We start from the raw sequence: 16,074 nt of genomic DNA on the forward strand, positions 1-16,074 counted from the left end.
TTCAATTATAGCCACAAAAAAAGCTTCGAATTGCTTCGAAGCTTTTGACTTTTGGGTGGCTGATGGGGTTCGAACCCACGACCCTCGGCACCACAAACCGATGCTCTAACCAGCTGAGCTACAGCCACCATTTGTATTAACGGGTGCAAATATAGCACAAATGTTTGCTTTCGCAAAGAAAATGATAAAAAAAATATGCCTATTTTAAATCAAATCCCCTAAGCTATTGACAGCCAAATACCTTTCTACTGTAAAACCTTCAGCATGCTCTACTCCAACCAAGCGGCCAAAATCTCTGGAACGGTAATTTAGGCTTTCCAAAAAGTTTTTACTCGTTATTGGGGATTCGGGTTCTGTAGAATTAGGGTCATAAAATTGAGAACGGTAGGCTAAAATAGCGGCCACTTTTGTATCGGTAAATCCCGTAATATCCACCACAAAATCCGGTTTACTATCGTTCCATTGAATATAATGATACACTAGTTTAGGTCGCCACGCTTGTTGAGACTGTCCGTCTAGTTGTGTTTCAATTTTCATCAATCCCGATAAAAAACAGGCATCCGAAACCAATTGACTCCCTTTGCCATGGTCAATATGTCGGTCCTCAATGGCATTACACAAAACAATTTCCGGCTGGTATTTGCGAATCATTTTGATTACTTCCAATTGGTGTGCCTCATCATTGGCAAAAAAACCATCTCGAAAACGAAGATTCTCACGCACTGCAACACCCAAAATTTGAGCCGCAGCAGCTGCTTCTTGGTCACGCAAATCAGCTGAGCCTCGTGTACCTAATTCGCCACGAGTCAAATCGACAATACCCACTGTTTTGCCCAAAGCAATTTCTTTCAAAATAGTCCCTGCGCAACCCAATTCGACATCGTCTGGATGTGCTCCAAAAGCCAGTATATCTAATTTCATCTTAGTTTTATTTTGATATTTTTATTGATATTGATATTGCAATTGTTTTTTGTAATTCTATAGTATTCGTTTCATCGTCATGGACTTATTCACGCTTTCCTTCCATTCTTTTTCAGGAATGCTGTCTTTCGTAATACCGCACCCCATATACAAATGCGCCTTGTTGTTTTCAATTTGCATACAGCGCAAATTTACAAACAAATCCGATGCAAAATCCCGATTCAATTCGCCCAAAAAACCCGTGTAAAAACTACGATTGTAATTTTCATTGGCTATAATAAAAGCTTTCGAAATTGCTTTGGGGACCCCACAAACCGCAGGAGTAGGATGCAATAACTGAATCGCTTTTTTCAAATCCAACTCTTGTCCAAACTCGCCCGAAATATCCGTTTTAATATGCCAAAGAGTACCTGCTTTGACGCTATACGCCTCCGAAACTTTAATTTTGGCACTCACTGCCTTTAATTTGGAAACAATATAATCAGTCACAAATTGTTGTTCTTCTTGTTCTTTTTGTTGCCAAACAACATTTGCTGTACCTGCATCTTTTTGCGTTCCCGCCAAAGCCATCGTTTCAAAAGAATCAGCATTTGCTTTTAGCAATTGTTCGGGACTGGCGCCCAACCAAGTGCCAATTTTTGGATGATGAAAACAATACACAAAAGCAGAACGATACTGTTGCACCAATTTTTGAAAAGTGACTACCAAATCAAAATGAGCTACAGATACCGTTTCCCTTCGGGACAAAACCACTTTTTGAAATGCATTATTCTGTATGGCTTGAATCCCTTTTTCAACTAAATCCTGAAAATTAATTTGTGCTGACACATCCTCTTTTGCTTCAAAATCATTTTGCGAAATAGTTTCATCGTTCGCTATCCAATCTTCACTCCATTGTTCCGATTCATTCTCTGGAATGATGTAGTGCTGACTTCCGTCAAAAGAGGCAAAAACAAAGCCTTTTTCAGTAAAATCGCGTATTTCATACAACATATCATTTTGCTGGAACAAACCCAAAACGGTATCCGAGTTCGGTTTAGAATACACTACAAAAGGTAAGTTTTGCTTTTGATGAAAAGAAATCTTATCGACTAATGAAATCATAGGAATGTTTTCTTATTTTTCGATTTTTCGTTTGGGCAACACCATATTCGTCAATTTACAAAGCGAAATCAATTGGTCGTTTTCATCCACAATTCGGATTTCCCAAAGGTGAATACTTTTCCCTTTGTGGATAATTTTGGCGGTAGCCGTCACTATTCCGTTGCGTTTTGCCTTCAAATGATTGGCGGCAATTTCAATGCCTCTCACTTCAAACAAATCTGAATTCACAAACAACATCGATGCGGCACTACCTACACTTTCTGCCAATGCGACTGTAGCTCCTCCATGCAACAATCCCATAGGCTGATGCACAGAAGGATTCACGGGCATGGTGGCCACCAAAAAATCTTCGCCAGCATCGACATACTCAATGCTTAAAGTTCCCATCAAGGTGGTTGTTGCAAATCCGTTACAATAATCTAATATTTTTTGTTTATCAAATGACATAATTAGGGTTTTGAAGATGTAAAAATAGGATATAAATAGTAAGTCATAAAATAAAAATGAAATAAAGATGTTAGGGATTTATACCAATAATAGATTTGTTTCCACAATAATTTTCTAATTATTCGTTATTTTTACCAAAAAACTAAACCCATGCAACTGAATCGATTGTTCTTTCTTATCGGAATACTGGTTATGGTCTGTGCCTGCCGTTCCGATTTTGAAACTGTTGCCAGCAAAGGAGACTTAGTTTTTTCTCAAGACACTATTTTTTTAAATACCGTATTTAGTACCATTAGCTCAAGTACCTATCAACTGAAGGTATATAATAAGAGTAACAACGACATCTCAATTCCTTCGATTCGATTAGGCAAAGGATTAAATTCTAAATACCGAATGACAGTGGACGGCATGTCTGGTAATCAAGGAAAACTATTTCAAGATGTAACACTTTTAGCCAAGGACAGTCTCTACATTTTTATCGAAGCTACCGTCAATTCGGCAGATGCCAATCCGACCGACTTTTTATATACTGACCAAATCCAATTCGGTAGTGGAACCAACCTTCAAAAAGTAGAATTGGTAACTTTAGTCAAAGATGCTGTTTTCCTTTTCCCACAGCGATTGTCCAACGGAAGCAAAGAAACAATACCTGTTGGTAACAAAACAGTCGAAGGTTTTTATTTAGACGACAACGAACTCCATTTCACCAATCAAAAAGCCTACGTAATTTATAGTTATGCTGGAGTTCCTTCAGGCAAAACAGCCGTTTTTGATGCGGGTGCAAGGGTTTATTTTCATGCCAATTCAGGATTGATTGTAGGTAATAATGCATCACTTCAAATTAACGGTAACAGTTCCTCAACCAACCAACACGAAAATGAAGTCATTTTTCAAGGCGACCGACTCCAATCGGATTATGCCGATGTGCCTGGACAATGGAAAACGGTTTGGCTCAACGAAGGAGCTACCAACAATAGCATCAATCATTTAACGATTAAAAATGCATCCATCGGCTTGTTAATTCAAAATAATAATGGAAGCAACGTAAGCATTAAAAACACACAAATTTACAATTCGACCCACTACGGAATTTTTGCCCAAAACGGAAAAATAACTGCTGAGAATTTGGTAATTAATAATGCCGGAGAAGCTGCTTTAGGATGTGTTTATGGCGGAAATTACACGTTTACCCATTGTACTTTCAACAACAATTGGAATAATTCTAGTCAACAAGCAGTTACGCTAAGCAATTTCAAATCAGGTGCTGTTCCCGAAACGAATGCGCTTAGTAAAGCGACTTTCAATAATTGCATTATTTATGGCGCCTACTCTAACGAATTGGAATTGAATAAAAAAACAGGAGCCGCTTTTGAATACCAATTCAATAATTGCCTTATCAAAATGGATTCAAAATCAGCGGCAACCAATCCGTTATATCAATTCACCACTGATGCAGCGCATTACAATGCCATTATCTTAAATCAAGATCCTAAATTTCAAAGTGTTTCTAAAAATAAACTCAATATTGACGGGACTTCGGCTGCTTTCGCAAAAGGAAATTCGGCTTATTTAATTCCGCTAGATATTACGGGAACCACCCGAACTTTACCTCCGGATTTGGGTGCTTACCAAAGCAAACCATTTGTTAACTAATTTTTCATAAGTCTTTGCTTTTGTTACTTGCTCGAACTATTTATTTAAACTAAATTTGCACAGCAATACAACAAACTCAATACAATGATTCATTTCTTTGAAAACCAAAGTAAAACTGTTTTTGCCGTTCAAACGCAAAACGAAATTTCGGCTGAAGACATTTCAAAACTAAACTGGCTTTTTGCCGACGCGCATAAAATCGAAAAATCCGTCCTAGCGGATTTTTTTGTTGGTCCACGCGCCACTATGATTACGCCTTGGAGTACCAATGCCGTTGAAATTACTCAAAACATGGGGATTTCAGGAATCATTCGAATTGAAGAATTTTATCCAGCCTCAGAAGATTTCACCGATTTCGACCCGATGCTTTCGCAAAAATACACCGAACTAAATCAAGATATTTTCACCATCAATATTCAGCCAGAACCTATTTTGGAAATTGAAGACATTGATGCCTACAACAAAAAAGAAGGTTTGGCTTTAAGCCCAGAAGAAGTAGAATATTTAGATCATTTAGCGACTAAATTAGGACGTAAATTAACCGATTCTGAAATCTTTGCTTTTTCGCAAGCCAATTCAGAACACTGTCGCCACAAAATTTTCAATGGAACATTTGTTATTGATGGTCAAGAAAAAGAAACTTCTTTATTCAAATTAATCAAGAAAACATCTCAAGAAAATCCAAACGATATTGTTTCGGCTTACAAAGACAATGTGGCTTTTCTTAAAGGGCCAAAAGTGCAGCAATTTGCACCTAAAACGGCTGACAAACCTGATTTTTATGAAGTAAAAGAATTTGATTCGGTTATTTCATTGAAAGCCGAAACTCACAACTTCCCTACTACAGTGGAGCCTTTTAATGGTGCTGCCACAGGATCTGGGGGAGAAATTCGTGACCGTTTAGCAGGTGGTCAAGGTTCGTTGCCTTTGGCAGGAACTGCAGTGTATATGACTTCGTATTCTCGATTGGAAGAAAATAGAAATTGGGAAAAGGGTGTTGCCGAAAGAAAATGGTTGTACCAAACTCCGATGGATATTTTAATCAAAGCGTCTAATGGTGCTTCTGATTTCGGAAATAAATTTGGACAACCCCTAATTACGGGTTCTGTTTTAACTTTTGAGCACCAAGAAAATGCTTCGACAGGCTCAGCACAGGCTAGAAAATTGGGTTACGATAAAGTAATCATGCAAGCGGGCGGAATTGGATACGGAAAATTAGATCAAGCGATAAAACACAAACCTTCAGCAGGCGATAAAATCGTTATTTTAGGTGGTGAAAATTATAGAATTGGAATGGGTGGCGCTGCGGTTTCCTCGGCAGAAACAGGTGCTTTTGGTTCAGGAATTGAATTAAATGCCATCCAACGTTCGAATCCAGAAATGCAAAAACGGGCTGCCAATGCCATCCGTGGTTTGGTCGAAAGTGATAAAAATCCTATCGTATCCATTCACGATCACGGTGCGGGTGGACACTTGAATTGCCTTTCAGAATTAGTAGAAGAAACTGGTGGTTTGATTGATTTAGACAAATTGCCTGTGGGAGATCCTACACTTTCTGCGAAAGAAATCATTGGTAACGAATCGCAAGAAAGGATGGGATTGGTTATTGGTCAAAAAGATATTGATACCTTACAACGCATTGCCGACAGAGAACGTTCTCCAATGTACCAAGTGGGTGACGTTACTAACGATCATCGTTTTACTTTTGAATCAAAATCTACTGGCTTGAAACCAATGGATTATGCTTTGGAAGATTTCTTTGGCAGTTCGCCAAAAACCATAATGACTGACACAACGGTGGCTTACAACTACAAAGACGTTCAATACGATGCGACTCAATTTACTTCGTATTTAAAAGAAGTATTGCAACTAGAAGCGGTGGCTTGTAAAGACTGGTTGACGAATAAAGTCGATCGTTGTGTGGGTGGAAAAGTAGCCAAACAACAATGTGTTGGACCTTTGCAATTGCCTTTAAACAACTGCGGTGTAATGGCTTTGGACTATAACGGAAAAGAAGGAATTGCCACTTCTATTGGTCACGCCCCTATTGTGGCTTTAATTGACCCTGTAGCTGGAAGTAGAAATGCGATTGCCGAATCGTTATCGAATATTGTTTGGGCACCAATCAAAGACGGATTGAAAGGAATTTCATTGTCAGCCAACTGGATGTGGGCCTGTAAAAACGAAGGAGAAGATGCCCGTTTGTATGCTGCTGTTGAAGGATGTTCTAATTTTGCTATCGAATTAGGAATCAATATTCCAACAGGGAAAGATTCACTTTCTATGAAGCAAAAATACCCTAATGACGAAGTAATTGCGCCAGGAACTGTTATCATCTCGGCAGCTGGAAACTGTACTGATATTAAAAAAGTAGTAGAACCCGTATTGAGATTCCCTGGCGAGGGAATGACAGCTGGATCTATTTATTATATCAATTTGTCACAAGACGAATTCCAATTAGGAGGCTCTTCTTTTGCACAAATATTAAATACAATTGGTTCTGAAACTTCAACAATTCAAAATGCGGCTTTTTTCAAAAAAGCATTCAATACTGTTCAAGAATTAATTGGTGACAACCAAATTGTTGCCGGACATGATATTGGAAGTGGTGGATTAATCACTACGCTATTAGAAATGTGTTTTGCCGATACAAATTTAGGAGCGCAATTGGATTTTAGTGCTTTCGCAGAAAAAGACCTAGTTAAAATTCTTTTTGCTGAAAATATTGGATTAGTGTTTCAAGCGAAATCAGATGCTGAAGTTGAAGCGAAATTAAATTCGAATCAAATTGAGTTCTTTAAAATAGGAAACGTAACGAATAACCCTACTTTAGAAATCGCGGATTGGAAATTAGACATTGCTGAATACCGCGATGTTTGGTTCAAAACTTCGTTTTTATTAGACCAAAAACAAGCAAAAAACGGAACAGCAAAAGAGCGTTTCGACAATTATAAAAATCAAGCGCTACAATTTAGTTTTCCAACTCATTTTACAGGAAAAAAACCAGTTATTGATGCGAGTAAACCACGTCCAAAAGCAGCGATTATTCGTGAAAAAGGAAGTAATTCGGAACGAGAAATGGCCAATGCGATGTACTTGGCTGGATTTGATGTAAAAGACGTTCACATGACTGATTTGATTTCGGGTCGTGAGAATTTGGAAGACATTCAATTTATTGGAGCTGTAGGTGGTTTTTCTAATTCAGATGTATTAGGATCAGCTAAAGGTTGGGCCGGTGCCTTTTTATACAATGAAAAAGCAAAAACGGCATTGACTAATTTCTACAAAAGAGAAGATACTTTGTCTGTCGGGATTTGTAACGGATGTCAGTTGTTGATGGAATTGGAATTAATCAATCCAGAACACGAAGTACATGGAAAAATGCACCACAACAACAGCCACAAACACGAAAGTATCTTTACTTCAGTAAAAGTACAAGAGAATAATTCGGTGATGTTGTCTAGTTTAGCAGGCAGTACTTTAGGTGTTTGGGTATCTCATGGTGAAGGAAAATTCAATTTACCAATGGGCGAAGAAAAATACAATATCGTAGCTAAATATGGTTACGAAGGCTACCCAGCCAACCCAAACGGTTCTGATTACAATACAGCTATGCTATGTGATGCAACAGGTCGCCACTTGGTAATGATGCCACATATTGAGCGTTCAATTTTCCAATGGAATTGGGCTAATTATCCAAAAGACAGAAACGACGAAGTTTCTCCTTGGGCAGAAGCGTTTGTGAATGCGAGAAAATGGATTGAGAATAGATAAAAAAAGCGACCAAATGGTCGCTTTTTTCATTTAATGCCTATCGAAATGCTCTCCTAACTTTCTATCCATCACTCTTCCCATATAATCTTGTAGATAGGCTTTACACTTTAACTCTATTAATTTCATTTCTGTATTTTTATTTGAAATCAAATTACGTTTTAAATCTTTATCGTTTTTATCATAAAAGCCAACCACTTTATTTCCATCAAAAGTACAGATGTAATTACCACTCATGAATTGGTACAAATTAGCCGAATAACGTATCACAAATGGCTGAACTACTTTATCACCAATAAGACTTCTACCCCAACTTCTAAATGGTTTATTATAGCCTATCAAATCCAAAATAGTGGGGTATAAATCGATTTGTTGCGCATACTCTTTATGTTCTCCAACCAAATTAGAATTAGGTTTATAAATTAGCATCGCCACCACATTTTTATTCATCTCTTTCTTATATTCATCATAATAAATAGTATTTCCATGATCGCCTACAAAAACAAAAATGGTGTTCTTAAACCAAGGTTCTTTTTGCGCCGATTTGAAAAATTGTTTTAAGGCATAATCAGTATAGCCAATGCATTGATGAATATTAACATCCCCTTTGGGAAATTTCCCTTTGTATTGGTCTGGAACCTGATAGGGTTCATGAGAAGTCACTGAAAACAATGTAGCCATAAATGGCTGTTTTTCTTTACTTATTGTAGTATTAAAATATTGAAAAAAAGGTTCGTCCCAAATTCCCCAAACACCATCAAAATCGGCATCATTATTATATTCGTTTTTTCCGTAATAATGATCAAATCCTAAAATATTAGCATACCCTAAAAATCCCATCGAACCGTTTGGTGCACCATGAAAAAAAGATGTTGAATATCCCTCATTCTTCAAAGTTGAAACTAAGGATTCCGTTTTCTGTTTCGGATAAGGTGAAGATGTAAAGGCATCTTTAAATGAAGGGATTCCTGCTATAACTGATGACATGGCATGAATGGATTTATAACCATTCGCATAGGCATTGGTAAAAATCAAACTGTGTTGCGCTAAAGAATCCACAAAGGGCGTATATCCTTTATAATTCGGAATTCTACTGTTTTTATTAAACGATCCAAAATATTCTTTAGCATTACTTTCTAGAATAAAGATTACCACGTTGGGTTTTGATTTTGGATTGTTTTGATAGTGTTTTATAGGTTGTACTAAAGAATCAATTGTAGATTGATCCACAAAATGCATCTTCTTAAAATTATTACTAAACAGTGTTCGAATCAATGCAAAAGGTGTATTTAAAACCACATCGGCTTGGGACACATTTTTAACATCACGACTGGCATCAATCAAATTGATAGGACGTGTACTTTTCTTGAAATCGCCACGAATACCACCAATAATCAAAGTAACAATAACCAAAAAGCTAATAAAAGAAGTCCCAAAGTAAGCCACTTTAGGATGCTGGTGATTTAGCTGTTGAATAGTAATTTTTTTATATCCATAAATCCACAAAAAAGAAATAAGAAAAAATAAAACAAAAACGTGCCAATAATGAATCAAGAAATTCATTAATAATAACGATTTATTACTTTCGTGCTTCAAAGAATCAAGCGCTGCAATGGTAGATCTACCAAAATTAAATCGATAATAAATAAAATCAACAAAATTAGTAGCATACCCAATTAAATTAGGAATAAAATACAAATAAAATAAGAACTTCTGATAGGAATTATTATGATTAATTCGGATAGGGATAATTGAAAAAATGATAAATAACAAATTCAAATACAATATAGAAGCAGTATCAAATGCTAAACCATGATAACACATCATCACTATATCAGAAGCACCATCAATTGGAATTAAATTTTGGTTATACACAAAAAATAATATCCGAGCAATAAAATAAAACACATAAGCAAGTAGAATTCTGTAAAACAATACTTTATACTCGTTAAATCTCGGAAATCGATTCATACTCGAACTATATTTAAATTTCGGAACAAAAGTAGCCATTTGAAAGTAACAATTTTAAATTTTAAATAAATATTGCGTATCCACATAAATTAATTAATTTGCGTAAAATTTAGATGAAATGGTTTCAATCACAAGACTTTTTGATTTTCCTTACTATCAACAGGAAAACTTCAATATTGCAGATGCTTTAGTTACTAAACAAGATGGAAAATGGGTAAAAACATCTACTCAAGAATACCTCCTAAAAGCAAATGCTATTTCAAGAGCTTTGTTGCGAATGGGAGTTCAAAAAAACGATAAAATTGCCATCATTTCATCCAATAATAGAACCGAATGGAATATTGTTGACATTGGCATTTTACAAACCGGTGCACAAACCATTCCTATCTATCCAACCATTTCAGAAGAAGATTACGAATACATACTAAATCACTCTGAATCCATATATTGCTTTGCTTCTGACGAAGAAGTGTTACGCAAGGTACGTGCTATCAAAACAAATGTTCCAAAACTAAAACAAGTTTATTCTTTTAATACAATTGAAGGTTGCAAGCATTGGAGTGAATTATTGGAATTAGGTCAGGACGAAAGCAATCAAAATGAAGTTGAAGACAGAAAAAATCAAGTTTCCTCTGAAGATTTAGCTACAATTATTTATACTTCAGGAACTACAGGAAAACCAAAAGGCGTAATGCTTTCGCATAGAAATATTGTTTCCAATGTAATCAATAGTGCCCCACGAATCCCTTTTGAAAAAGGAAAAAGTCGTGCCTTAAGCTTCCTTCCGGTTTGTCATATTTTTGAACGAATGATTTTGTATTTGTACCAGTATTATGGTGTTTCTATTTACTTTGGCGAATCCATTGATAAAATCAGCGACAATATCAAAGAAGTAAAACCTAATGTAATGTCGGCAGTCCCAAGATTACTTGAAAAAGTATACGACAGTATCTATGCAAAGGGAACTCAATTAACAGGACTCAAGAAAAAACTTTTCTTTTGGGCCATTGATTTAGGATTGCGTTACGAACCCTATGGAGCCAATGGTGCTTGGTACGAACTACAACTCAAAATAGCACGTAAATTAATTTTCAGCAAATGGAAAGAAGGTTTGGGTGGCAATCTAGATTTAATGGTCTCTGGAAGTGCCGCTTTACAAACACGTTTAACTCGAGTTTTTGCAGCTGCAGGAATTCCAGTTATGGAAGGCTATGGATTAACTGAAACCTCTCCTGTTATATCGGTAAACGACATGAGAAATCACGGATTTAGAGTAGGAACCGTAGGTAAAGTAATCGATGGTGTAACCGTAAAAATTGCCGACGATGGCGAAATTTTATGTAAAGGCCCTAATGTAATGATGGGGTATTATAAAGATGAAAAACTAACTTCAGAAGTACTCATCGCTGATTATTTCCATACAGGAGATATTGGTGAATTTGACTCTGATGGTTTTTTACGAATTACAGATCGTAAAAAAGAAATGTTTAAAACTTCAGGTGGAAAATATATTGCGCCCCAATTAATTGAAAACACAATGAAACAATCTCGTTTTATTGAGCAAATTATGGTCATTGGTGATGGACAAAAAATGCCTGCCGCTTTTATTCAACCTAGTTTTGATTTTATAAAAGAATGGGCAAAAATTCATACAATAGAAATAGGAAAAACGAATGAAGAAATTGTTTCTAATACAAAAGTAATTGAGCGTATTCAAGAAGAAGTAGATAAATTAAATGAGAAATTTGGAAATTGGGAAAAAATCAAACGATTTGAACTCACTCCTGATATTTGGTCTATAGAAGCAGGACATCTTACTCCTACTCTAAAACTAAAACGTAAAGTTGTAATGGAAAAATATTTGGATTTATTCCATAAAATATACAACTAGACTCAAAATATACTACAATAAACACTATACTAACTCCTCTCCATTTTTTCAGAGGAGTTATTTTTTTTTTCAAAATTTTAAAAAATATGCATTTTTATTATGCGTGCATAGTATTTTTTTCATATATTTGAAATCATTATTCCTAATTAGCATATGAAAGATAAGACCATAGATTACATTCTAAGAGCCACTTGGCAAGCGGTATCTAGAATGTACAATGAGGAAGCTGCCAAATACGGAGCCACAATGGCAACAGGTTTTGTATTACTAAGCATTGACAAAGAAAAAGGTACTCCTTCAACTACTTTAGGGCCTAAAATGGGAATGGAAGCCACTAGCCTTACCCGAACATTAAAATCAATGGAAGAAAAAGGATTGATTATACGTAAAAAAAATCCTTTTGATGGTAGAGGAGTTTTAATTTATCTAACCGAATTAGGAAAAGAAAAAAGAGAACTTTCAAAAAGTACCGTGTTAAAATTTAATAACACTGTAAAACAATATGTCACTGAAGAGAAACTAGAACACTTTATGGAAGTGGCAGATACCATTAATGAATTAATTCAAAATAAAAATATATTTAATCAAACGGATACTATAAACAATGAAACGAATCATTAAAAAAGTAGCGGTGGTGGGTTCTGGAATTATGGGTTCTGGAATTGCATGCCATTTGGCTAACATTGGATTGGAAGTCCTGCTTCTAGATATTGTTCCCAACACCTTGAACGAAGCGGAAGAAAAAAAGGGATTATCTTTGGAAAGTAAAGAAGTTCGCAACCGAATAGTGAACAATCATTTAGCGAATGCTTTGAAATCAAAGCCCTCTCCTATTTATCACCCTAAATTTGCTAACCGAATTACAACGGGAAATACCACTGATGACCTATCCAAAATTGCCTCTTGCGATTGGATTATTGAAGTGGTTGTAGAACGTTTGGACATCAAAAAATTAGTTTTTGAGCAAATTGACAAGTTCAGAAAACCAGGCACATTAGTAACTTCTAATACTTCTGGAATTCCTATTCATTTTATGAGTGAAGGACGTTCAGAGGATTTTCAAGCGCATTTTTGTGGCACCCACTTTTTTAACCCAGCGCGTTATCTAAAATTATTCGAAATCATTCCTGGACCTAAAACTAATCCAGAAGTGTTGGATTTTTTAACCGAATATGGCTCGAAATTTCTAGGTAAAACTTCGGTTGTTGCCAAAGATACGCCAGCGTTCATTGGGAACCGAATTGGAATTTTTGGTATCCAAAGTTTGTTCCATTTGGTGAAAGAAATGGGATTAACCGTTGAGGAAGTAGATAAATTAACGGGACCCGTTATTGGTCGACCAAAATCGGCTACATTTAGAACGGTAGATGTGGTAGGATTAGATACTTTAGTACATGTTGCCAACGGATTGTATGAAAATTGCCCTAACGACGAAGCACACGAATTGTTTCAACTTCCTGATTTTATTTCCAAAATGATGGAAAATAATTGGTTAGGAAGTAAAACGGGACAAGGTTTTTACAAAAAAGAAGGAAAAGATATTCTATCTTTAGACTTAAACACTCTTGAATACAGAGCGGCTAAAAAAGCATCTTTTGCCACTTTGGAATTAACAAAAACTATCGACAAACCGATTGACCGTTTTAAAGTTTTAGTCAAAGGAAAAGACAAAGCAGGTGAATTTTACAGAAAAAACTTCGCTGCCATGTTCGCCTATTGCTCCAACCGAATTCCTGAAATCTCTGATGATTTTTACAAAATTGACGACGCTATGAAAGCAGGTTTTGGATGGGAAAATGGGCCGTTCGAAATTTGGGATGCTATTGGTGTAGCTAACGGAATCGAATTAATGAAAACTGAAGGTTATGAACCAGCAGCTTGGGTAACCGAAATGATTGCTTCGGGAAGTACTAGTTTTTATTCTGTAAAAGAAGGAGCTACTTATTATTACAATATCCCATCAAAATCACAAACCAAGGTTCCTGGACAAGATGCCTTTATCATTCTGAATAACATTCGCGAAAGCAAAAAAGTATGGAGCAATAGCGGTGCCGTGATTCAGCATTTGGGAGACGGAATTTTGAATCTTGAATTCCAATCTAAAATGAATACGATTGGTGGAGATGTTTTACAAGCTATTAATAAAGCGATTGACTTATCTGAAAAAGAATATAACGGTTTGGTTATTGGAAATCAAGGCGCAAATTTCTCTGTGGGTGCTAATATCGGAATGATTTTTATGATGGCAGTAGAGCAAGAATACGATGAGTTGAACATGGCGATTAAACTATTCCAAGACACCATGATGCGCGTGCGTTATTCAGCAACTCCTGTAATTGTGGCTCCTCACGGAATGACTTTGGGAGGTGGTTGCGAAATGACTATGCATGCTGACCGAGTAGTGGCAGCTGCAGAAACCTATATTGGGTTAGTGGAATTTGGAGTTGGTGTCATTCCAGGTGGTGGAGGTTCTAAAGAAATGGCATTGCGCGCTTCTGACTTATTCCACAAAAATGATGTTGAATTGAATGTTTTACAAGAATATTTTCTAACCATTGGAATGGCAAAAGTGGCTACATCAGCCTACGAAGCGTTTGATTTAGGTATTTTACAAAAAGGTAAAGATATCGTTGTTGTAAATAAAGACCGCCAAATCGCAACAGCAAAACAAATTGCCTTACAAATGGCAGAACAAGGTTATACGCAACCAATGCAACGAAAAGACGTTAAAGTTCTTGGAAAACAAGCGTTAGGAATGTTCTTAGTGGGAACAGACCAAATGCAAGCTGGAAAATACATCTCAGAACACGATCAAAAAATTGCCAACAAATTAGCGTATGTAATGGCGGGTGGTGATTTATCTGAACCTACTTTGGTAAGCGAACAATACCTATTAGATATTGAGCGTGAGGCTTTCTTAAGTTTATGTACAGAACGAAAAACCTTGGAAAGAATACAGTTCATGTTAACTAAAGGAAAACCATTACGTAATTAAGCAACACAAATTTAAGAAATCTAAAAATTATTAAAATTTCTCTTATTCTTTAAATCTGTGTTCCAAAAAATATAAAATATGAAAACAGCATATATAGTAAAAGCATACAGAACTGCCGTTGGCAAAGCACCAAAAGGCGTGTTCCGATTCAAAAGACCTGATGAATTAGCGGCAGAAACCATTCAATTTATGATGAATGAGTTGCCTGATTTTGATAAAACACGAATCGATGATGTGATGGTTGGAAACGCCATGCCAGAAGCCGAACAAGGATTGAACGTAGGCCGATTAATTTCGTTAATGGGATTAAAAGTAACCGATGTTCCTGGTGTAACTGTCAATAGATATTGTGCCTCAGGATTGGAAACTATTGGAATGGCTACAGCCAAAATTCAAAGTGGTATGGCCGATTGTATTATTGCAGGTGGTGCCGAAAGTATGTCATTTATTCCGATGGGAGGTTACAAACCAACTCCTGATTATGCCGTGGCAGCTGCAGGAAATGAAGACTACTATTGGGGCATGGGATTGACTGCTGAAGCCGTTGCCAAACAATACACGATTTCTCGTGAAGACCAAGATGAATTTGCTTTCAACTCACACCAAAAAGCGCTAAAAGCACAAGCTGAAGGAAAATTCGACAAGCAAATTGTACCGATAACTATAGAGCAAACTTTTATTAATGAAAACGGAAAGAAAGAAACCAAAACGTACACAGTAACAAAAGACGAAGGTCCAAGAGCAGATACCAATTTAGCTGCTTTGAGCAATTTAAAACCTGTGTTTTCAGCTGATGGAAGCGTTACTGCTGGAAACTCCTCTCAAATGAGTGATGGAGCCGCTTTTGTTTTGATCATGAGTGAAGAAATGGTAAAAGAATTAGGAGTTACACCAATTGCTCGATTAGTCAACTATGCCTCTGCTGGTGTAGAGCCAAGAATTATGGGAATTGGACCAGTAAAAGCCATTCCAAAAGCCCTAAAACAAGCGGGATTAACTTTAAACGATATTGATTTAATTGAACTAAACGAAGCCTTTGCTTCACAATCCTTAGCTGTAGTTCGAGAATTGGGATTAAATCCAGAAATCGTAAACGTAAATGGTGGTGCTATTGCCTTAGGGCACCCACTGGGTTGTACAGGAGCTAAATTGTCAGTACAATTGTTTGACGAAATGAAGCGTCGCGGCAGTAAATACGGAATCGTGAGTATGTGTGTAGGAACAGGTCAAGGTTCTGCAGGTATTTATGAATTGATGTAAAAAATAATTAAAGTACACCAATTTAAGAAATCGGAAGAATTATAAAAATTTCTCTAATTTC

10 protein-coding genes and 1 tRNA gene are annotated in these 16,074 nt (G+C 36.4%); 6 read left to right on the forward strand and 5 right to left on the reverse strand.

What is annotated here, in order from left to right:
- Window positions 1-54 precede the first annotated feature (54 nt).
- The 4 genes from MG292_RS10180 to MG292_RS10195 all read right to left on the reverse strand — a co-directional run bounded on the left by MG292_RS10180 (window position 55) and on the right by MG292_RS10195 (window position 2,472).
- A tRNA-His gene (locus MG292_RS10180) sits at window positions 55-128 on the reverse strand.
- A 76-nt stretch (window positions 129-204) separates the two neighbouring features.
- A complete protein-coding gene (gene bshB1, locus MG292_RS10185; protein ID WP_264532839.1) occupies window positions 205-921 on the reverse strand; it encodes a bacillithiol biosynthesis deacetylase BshB1 in 717 nt (238 codons plus the stop codon).
- A gap of 57 nt (window positions 922-978) precedes the next feature.
- Window positions 979-2,025, reverse strand: coding sequence for a chorismate-binding protein (locus tag MG292_RS10190; protein WP_264532838.1), 1,047 nt, complete (start codon window positions 2,023-2,025; stop codon window positions 979-981).
- Between the two features lie 12 nt (window positions 2,026-2,037).
- Window positions 2,038-2,472, reverse strand: coding sequence for a PaaI family thioesterase (locus tag MG292_RS10195; RefSeq protein ID WP_264532837.1), 435 nt, complete (start codon window positions 2,470-2,472; stop codon window positions 2,038-2,040).
- A 150-nt stretch (window positions 2,473-2,622) separates the two neighbouring features.
- Here MG292_RS10195 and MG292_RS10200 point away from each other — a divergent pair, with 150 nt between their 5' ends.
- Window positions 2,623-4,125: a right-handed parallel beta-helix repeat-containing protein gene (locus MG292_RS10200; RefSeq protein ID WP_264532836.1), complete on the forward strand. Its 1,503-nt coding sequence runs from the start codon at window positions 2,623-2,625 to the stop codon at window positions 4,123-4,125.
- An 84-nt stretch (window positions 4,126-4,209) separates the two neighbouring features.
- Window positions 4,210-7,899, forward strand: coding sequence for a phosphoribosylformylglycinamidine synthase (purL, locus tag MG292_RS10205; RefSeq protein WP_264532835.1), 3,690 nt, complete (start codon window positions 4,210-4,212; stop codon window positions 7,897-7,899).
- A gap of 30 nt (window positions 7,900-7,929) precedes the next feature.
- Here the strand turns inward: purL and MG292_RS10210 are convergent, their stop codons facing one another.
- Window positions 7,930-9,867, reverse strand: a complete 1,938-nt coding sequence (locus tag MG292_RS10210) for an LTA synthase family protein (protein ID WP_264532834.1) — start codon at window positions 9,865-9,867, stop codon at window positions 7,930-7,932.
- 118 nt (window positions 9,868-9,985) lie between these two features.
- Between MG292_RS10210 and MG292_RS10215 the strand changes: the two genes are divergently transcribed.
- The 4 genes from MG292_RS10215 (at window position 9,986) to MG292_RS10230 (ending at window position 16,013) form a co-directional block, all read left to right on the forward strand.
- Window positions 9,986-11,758 carry an AMP-dependent synthetase/ligase gene (locus MG292_RS10215; RefSeq protein WP_264532833.1) on the forward strand — a complete coding sequence of 591 codons (1,773 nt, stop codon included), beginning with the start codon at window positions 9,986-9,988 and terminating at the stop codon, window positions 11,756-11,758.
- 153 nt (window positions 11,759-11,911) lie between these two features.
- A complete protein-coding gene (locus MG292_RS10220; protein ID WP_264532832.1) occupies window positions 11,912-12,379 on the forward strand; it encodes a MarR family winged helix-turn-helix transcriptional regulator in 468 nt (155 codons plus the stop codon).
- Window positions 12,363-14,753 carry a 3-hydroxyacyl-CoA dehydrogenase/enoyl-CoA hydratase family protein gene (locus tag MG292_RS10225; RefSeq protein ID WP_264532831.1) on the forward strand — a complete coding sequence of 797 codons (2,391 nt, stop codon included), beginning with the start codon at window positions 12,363-12,365 and terminating at the stop codon, window positions 14,751-14,753. Before MG292_RS10220 ends, MG292_RS10225 begins: the two co-directional genes overlap by 17 nt.
- 78 nt (window positions 14,754-14,831) lie before the next feature.
- Window positions 14,832-16,013, forward strand: a complete 1,182-nt coding sequence (locus MG292_RS10230; RefSeq protein ID WP_264532830.1) for an acetyl-CoA C-acyltransferase — start codon at window positions 14,832-14,834, stop codon at window positions 16,011-16,013.
- Window positions 16,014-16,074: the final 61 nt, after the last annotated feature.

This window comes from Flavobacterium keumense (genome assembly GCF_029866485.1).
GTDB classification, from domain to species: Bacteria; Bacteroidota; Bacteroidia; order Flavobacteriales; family Flavobacteriaceae; genus Flavobacterium; species Flavobacterium keumense.

Coding starts and splice junctions, on each gene's coding strand:
- MG292_RS10200 (WP_264532836.1), top strand. CDS start 2,623: ATGCAACTGAATCGATTGTTCTTTCTTATCGGAATACTGGTTATGGTC.
- MG292_RS10195 (WP_264532837.1), bottom strand. CDS start 2,472: ATGTCATTTGATAAACAAAAAATATTAGATTATTGTAACGGATTTGCA.
- MG292_RS10190 (WP_264532838.1), bottom strand. CDS start 2,025: ATGATTTCATTAGTCGATAAGATTTCTTTTCATCAAAAGCAAAACTTA.
- MG292_RS10225 (WP_264532831.1), top strand. CDS start 12,363: ATGAAACGAATCATTAAAAAAGTAGCGGTGGTGGGTTCTGGAATTATG.
- purL (WP_264532835.1), top strand. CDS start 4,210: ATGATTCATTTCTTTGAAAACCAAAGTAAAACTGTTTTTGCCGTTCAA.
- bshB1 (WP_264532839.1), bottom strand. CDS start 921: ATGAAATTAGATATACTGGCTTTTGGAGCACATCCAGACGATGTCGAA.
- MG292_RS10215 (WP_264532833.1), top strand. CDS start 9,986: ATGGTTTCAATCACAAGACTTTTTGATTTTCCTTACTATCAACAGGAA.
- MG292_RS10230 (WP_264532830.1), top strand. CDS start 14,832: ATGAAAACAGCATATATAGTAAAAGCATACAGAACTGCCGTTGGCAAA.
- MG292_RS10210 (WP_264532834.1), bottom strand. CDS start 9,867: ATGAATCGATTTCCGAGATTTAACGAGTATAAAGTATTGTTTTACAGA.
- MG292_RS10220 (WP_264532832.1), top strand. CDS start 11,912: ATGAAAGATAAGACCATAGATTACATTCTAAGAGCCACTTGGCAAGCG.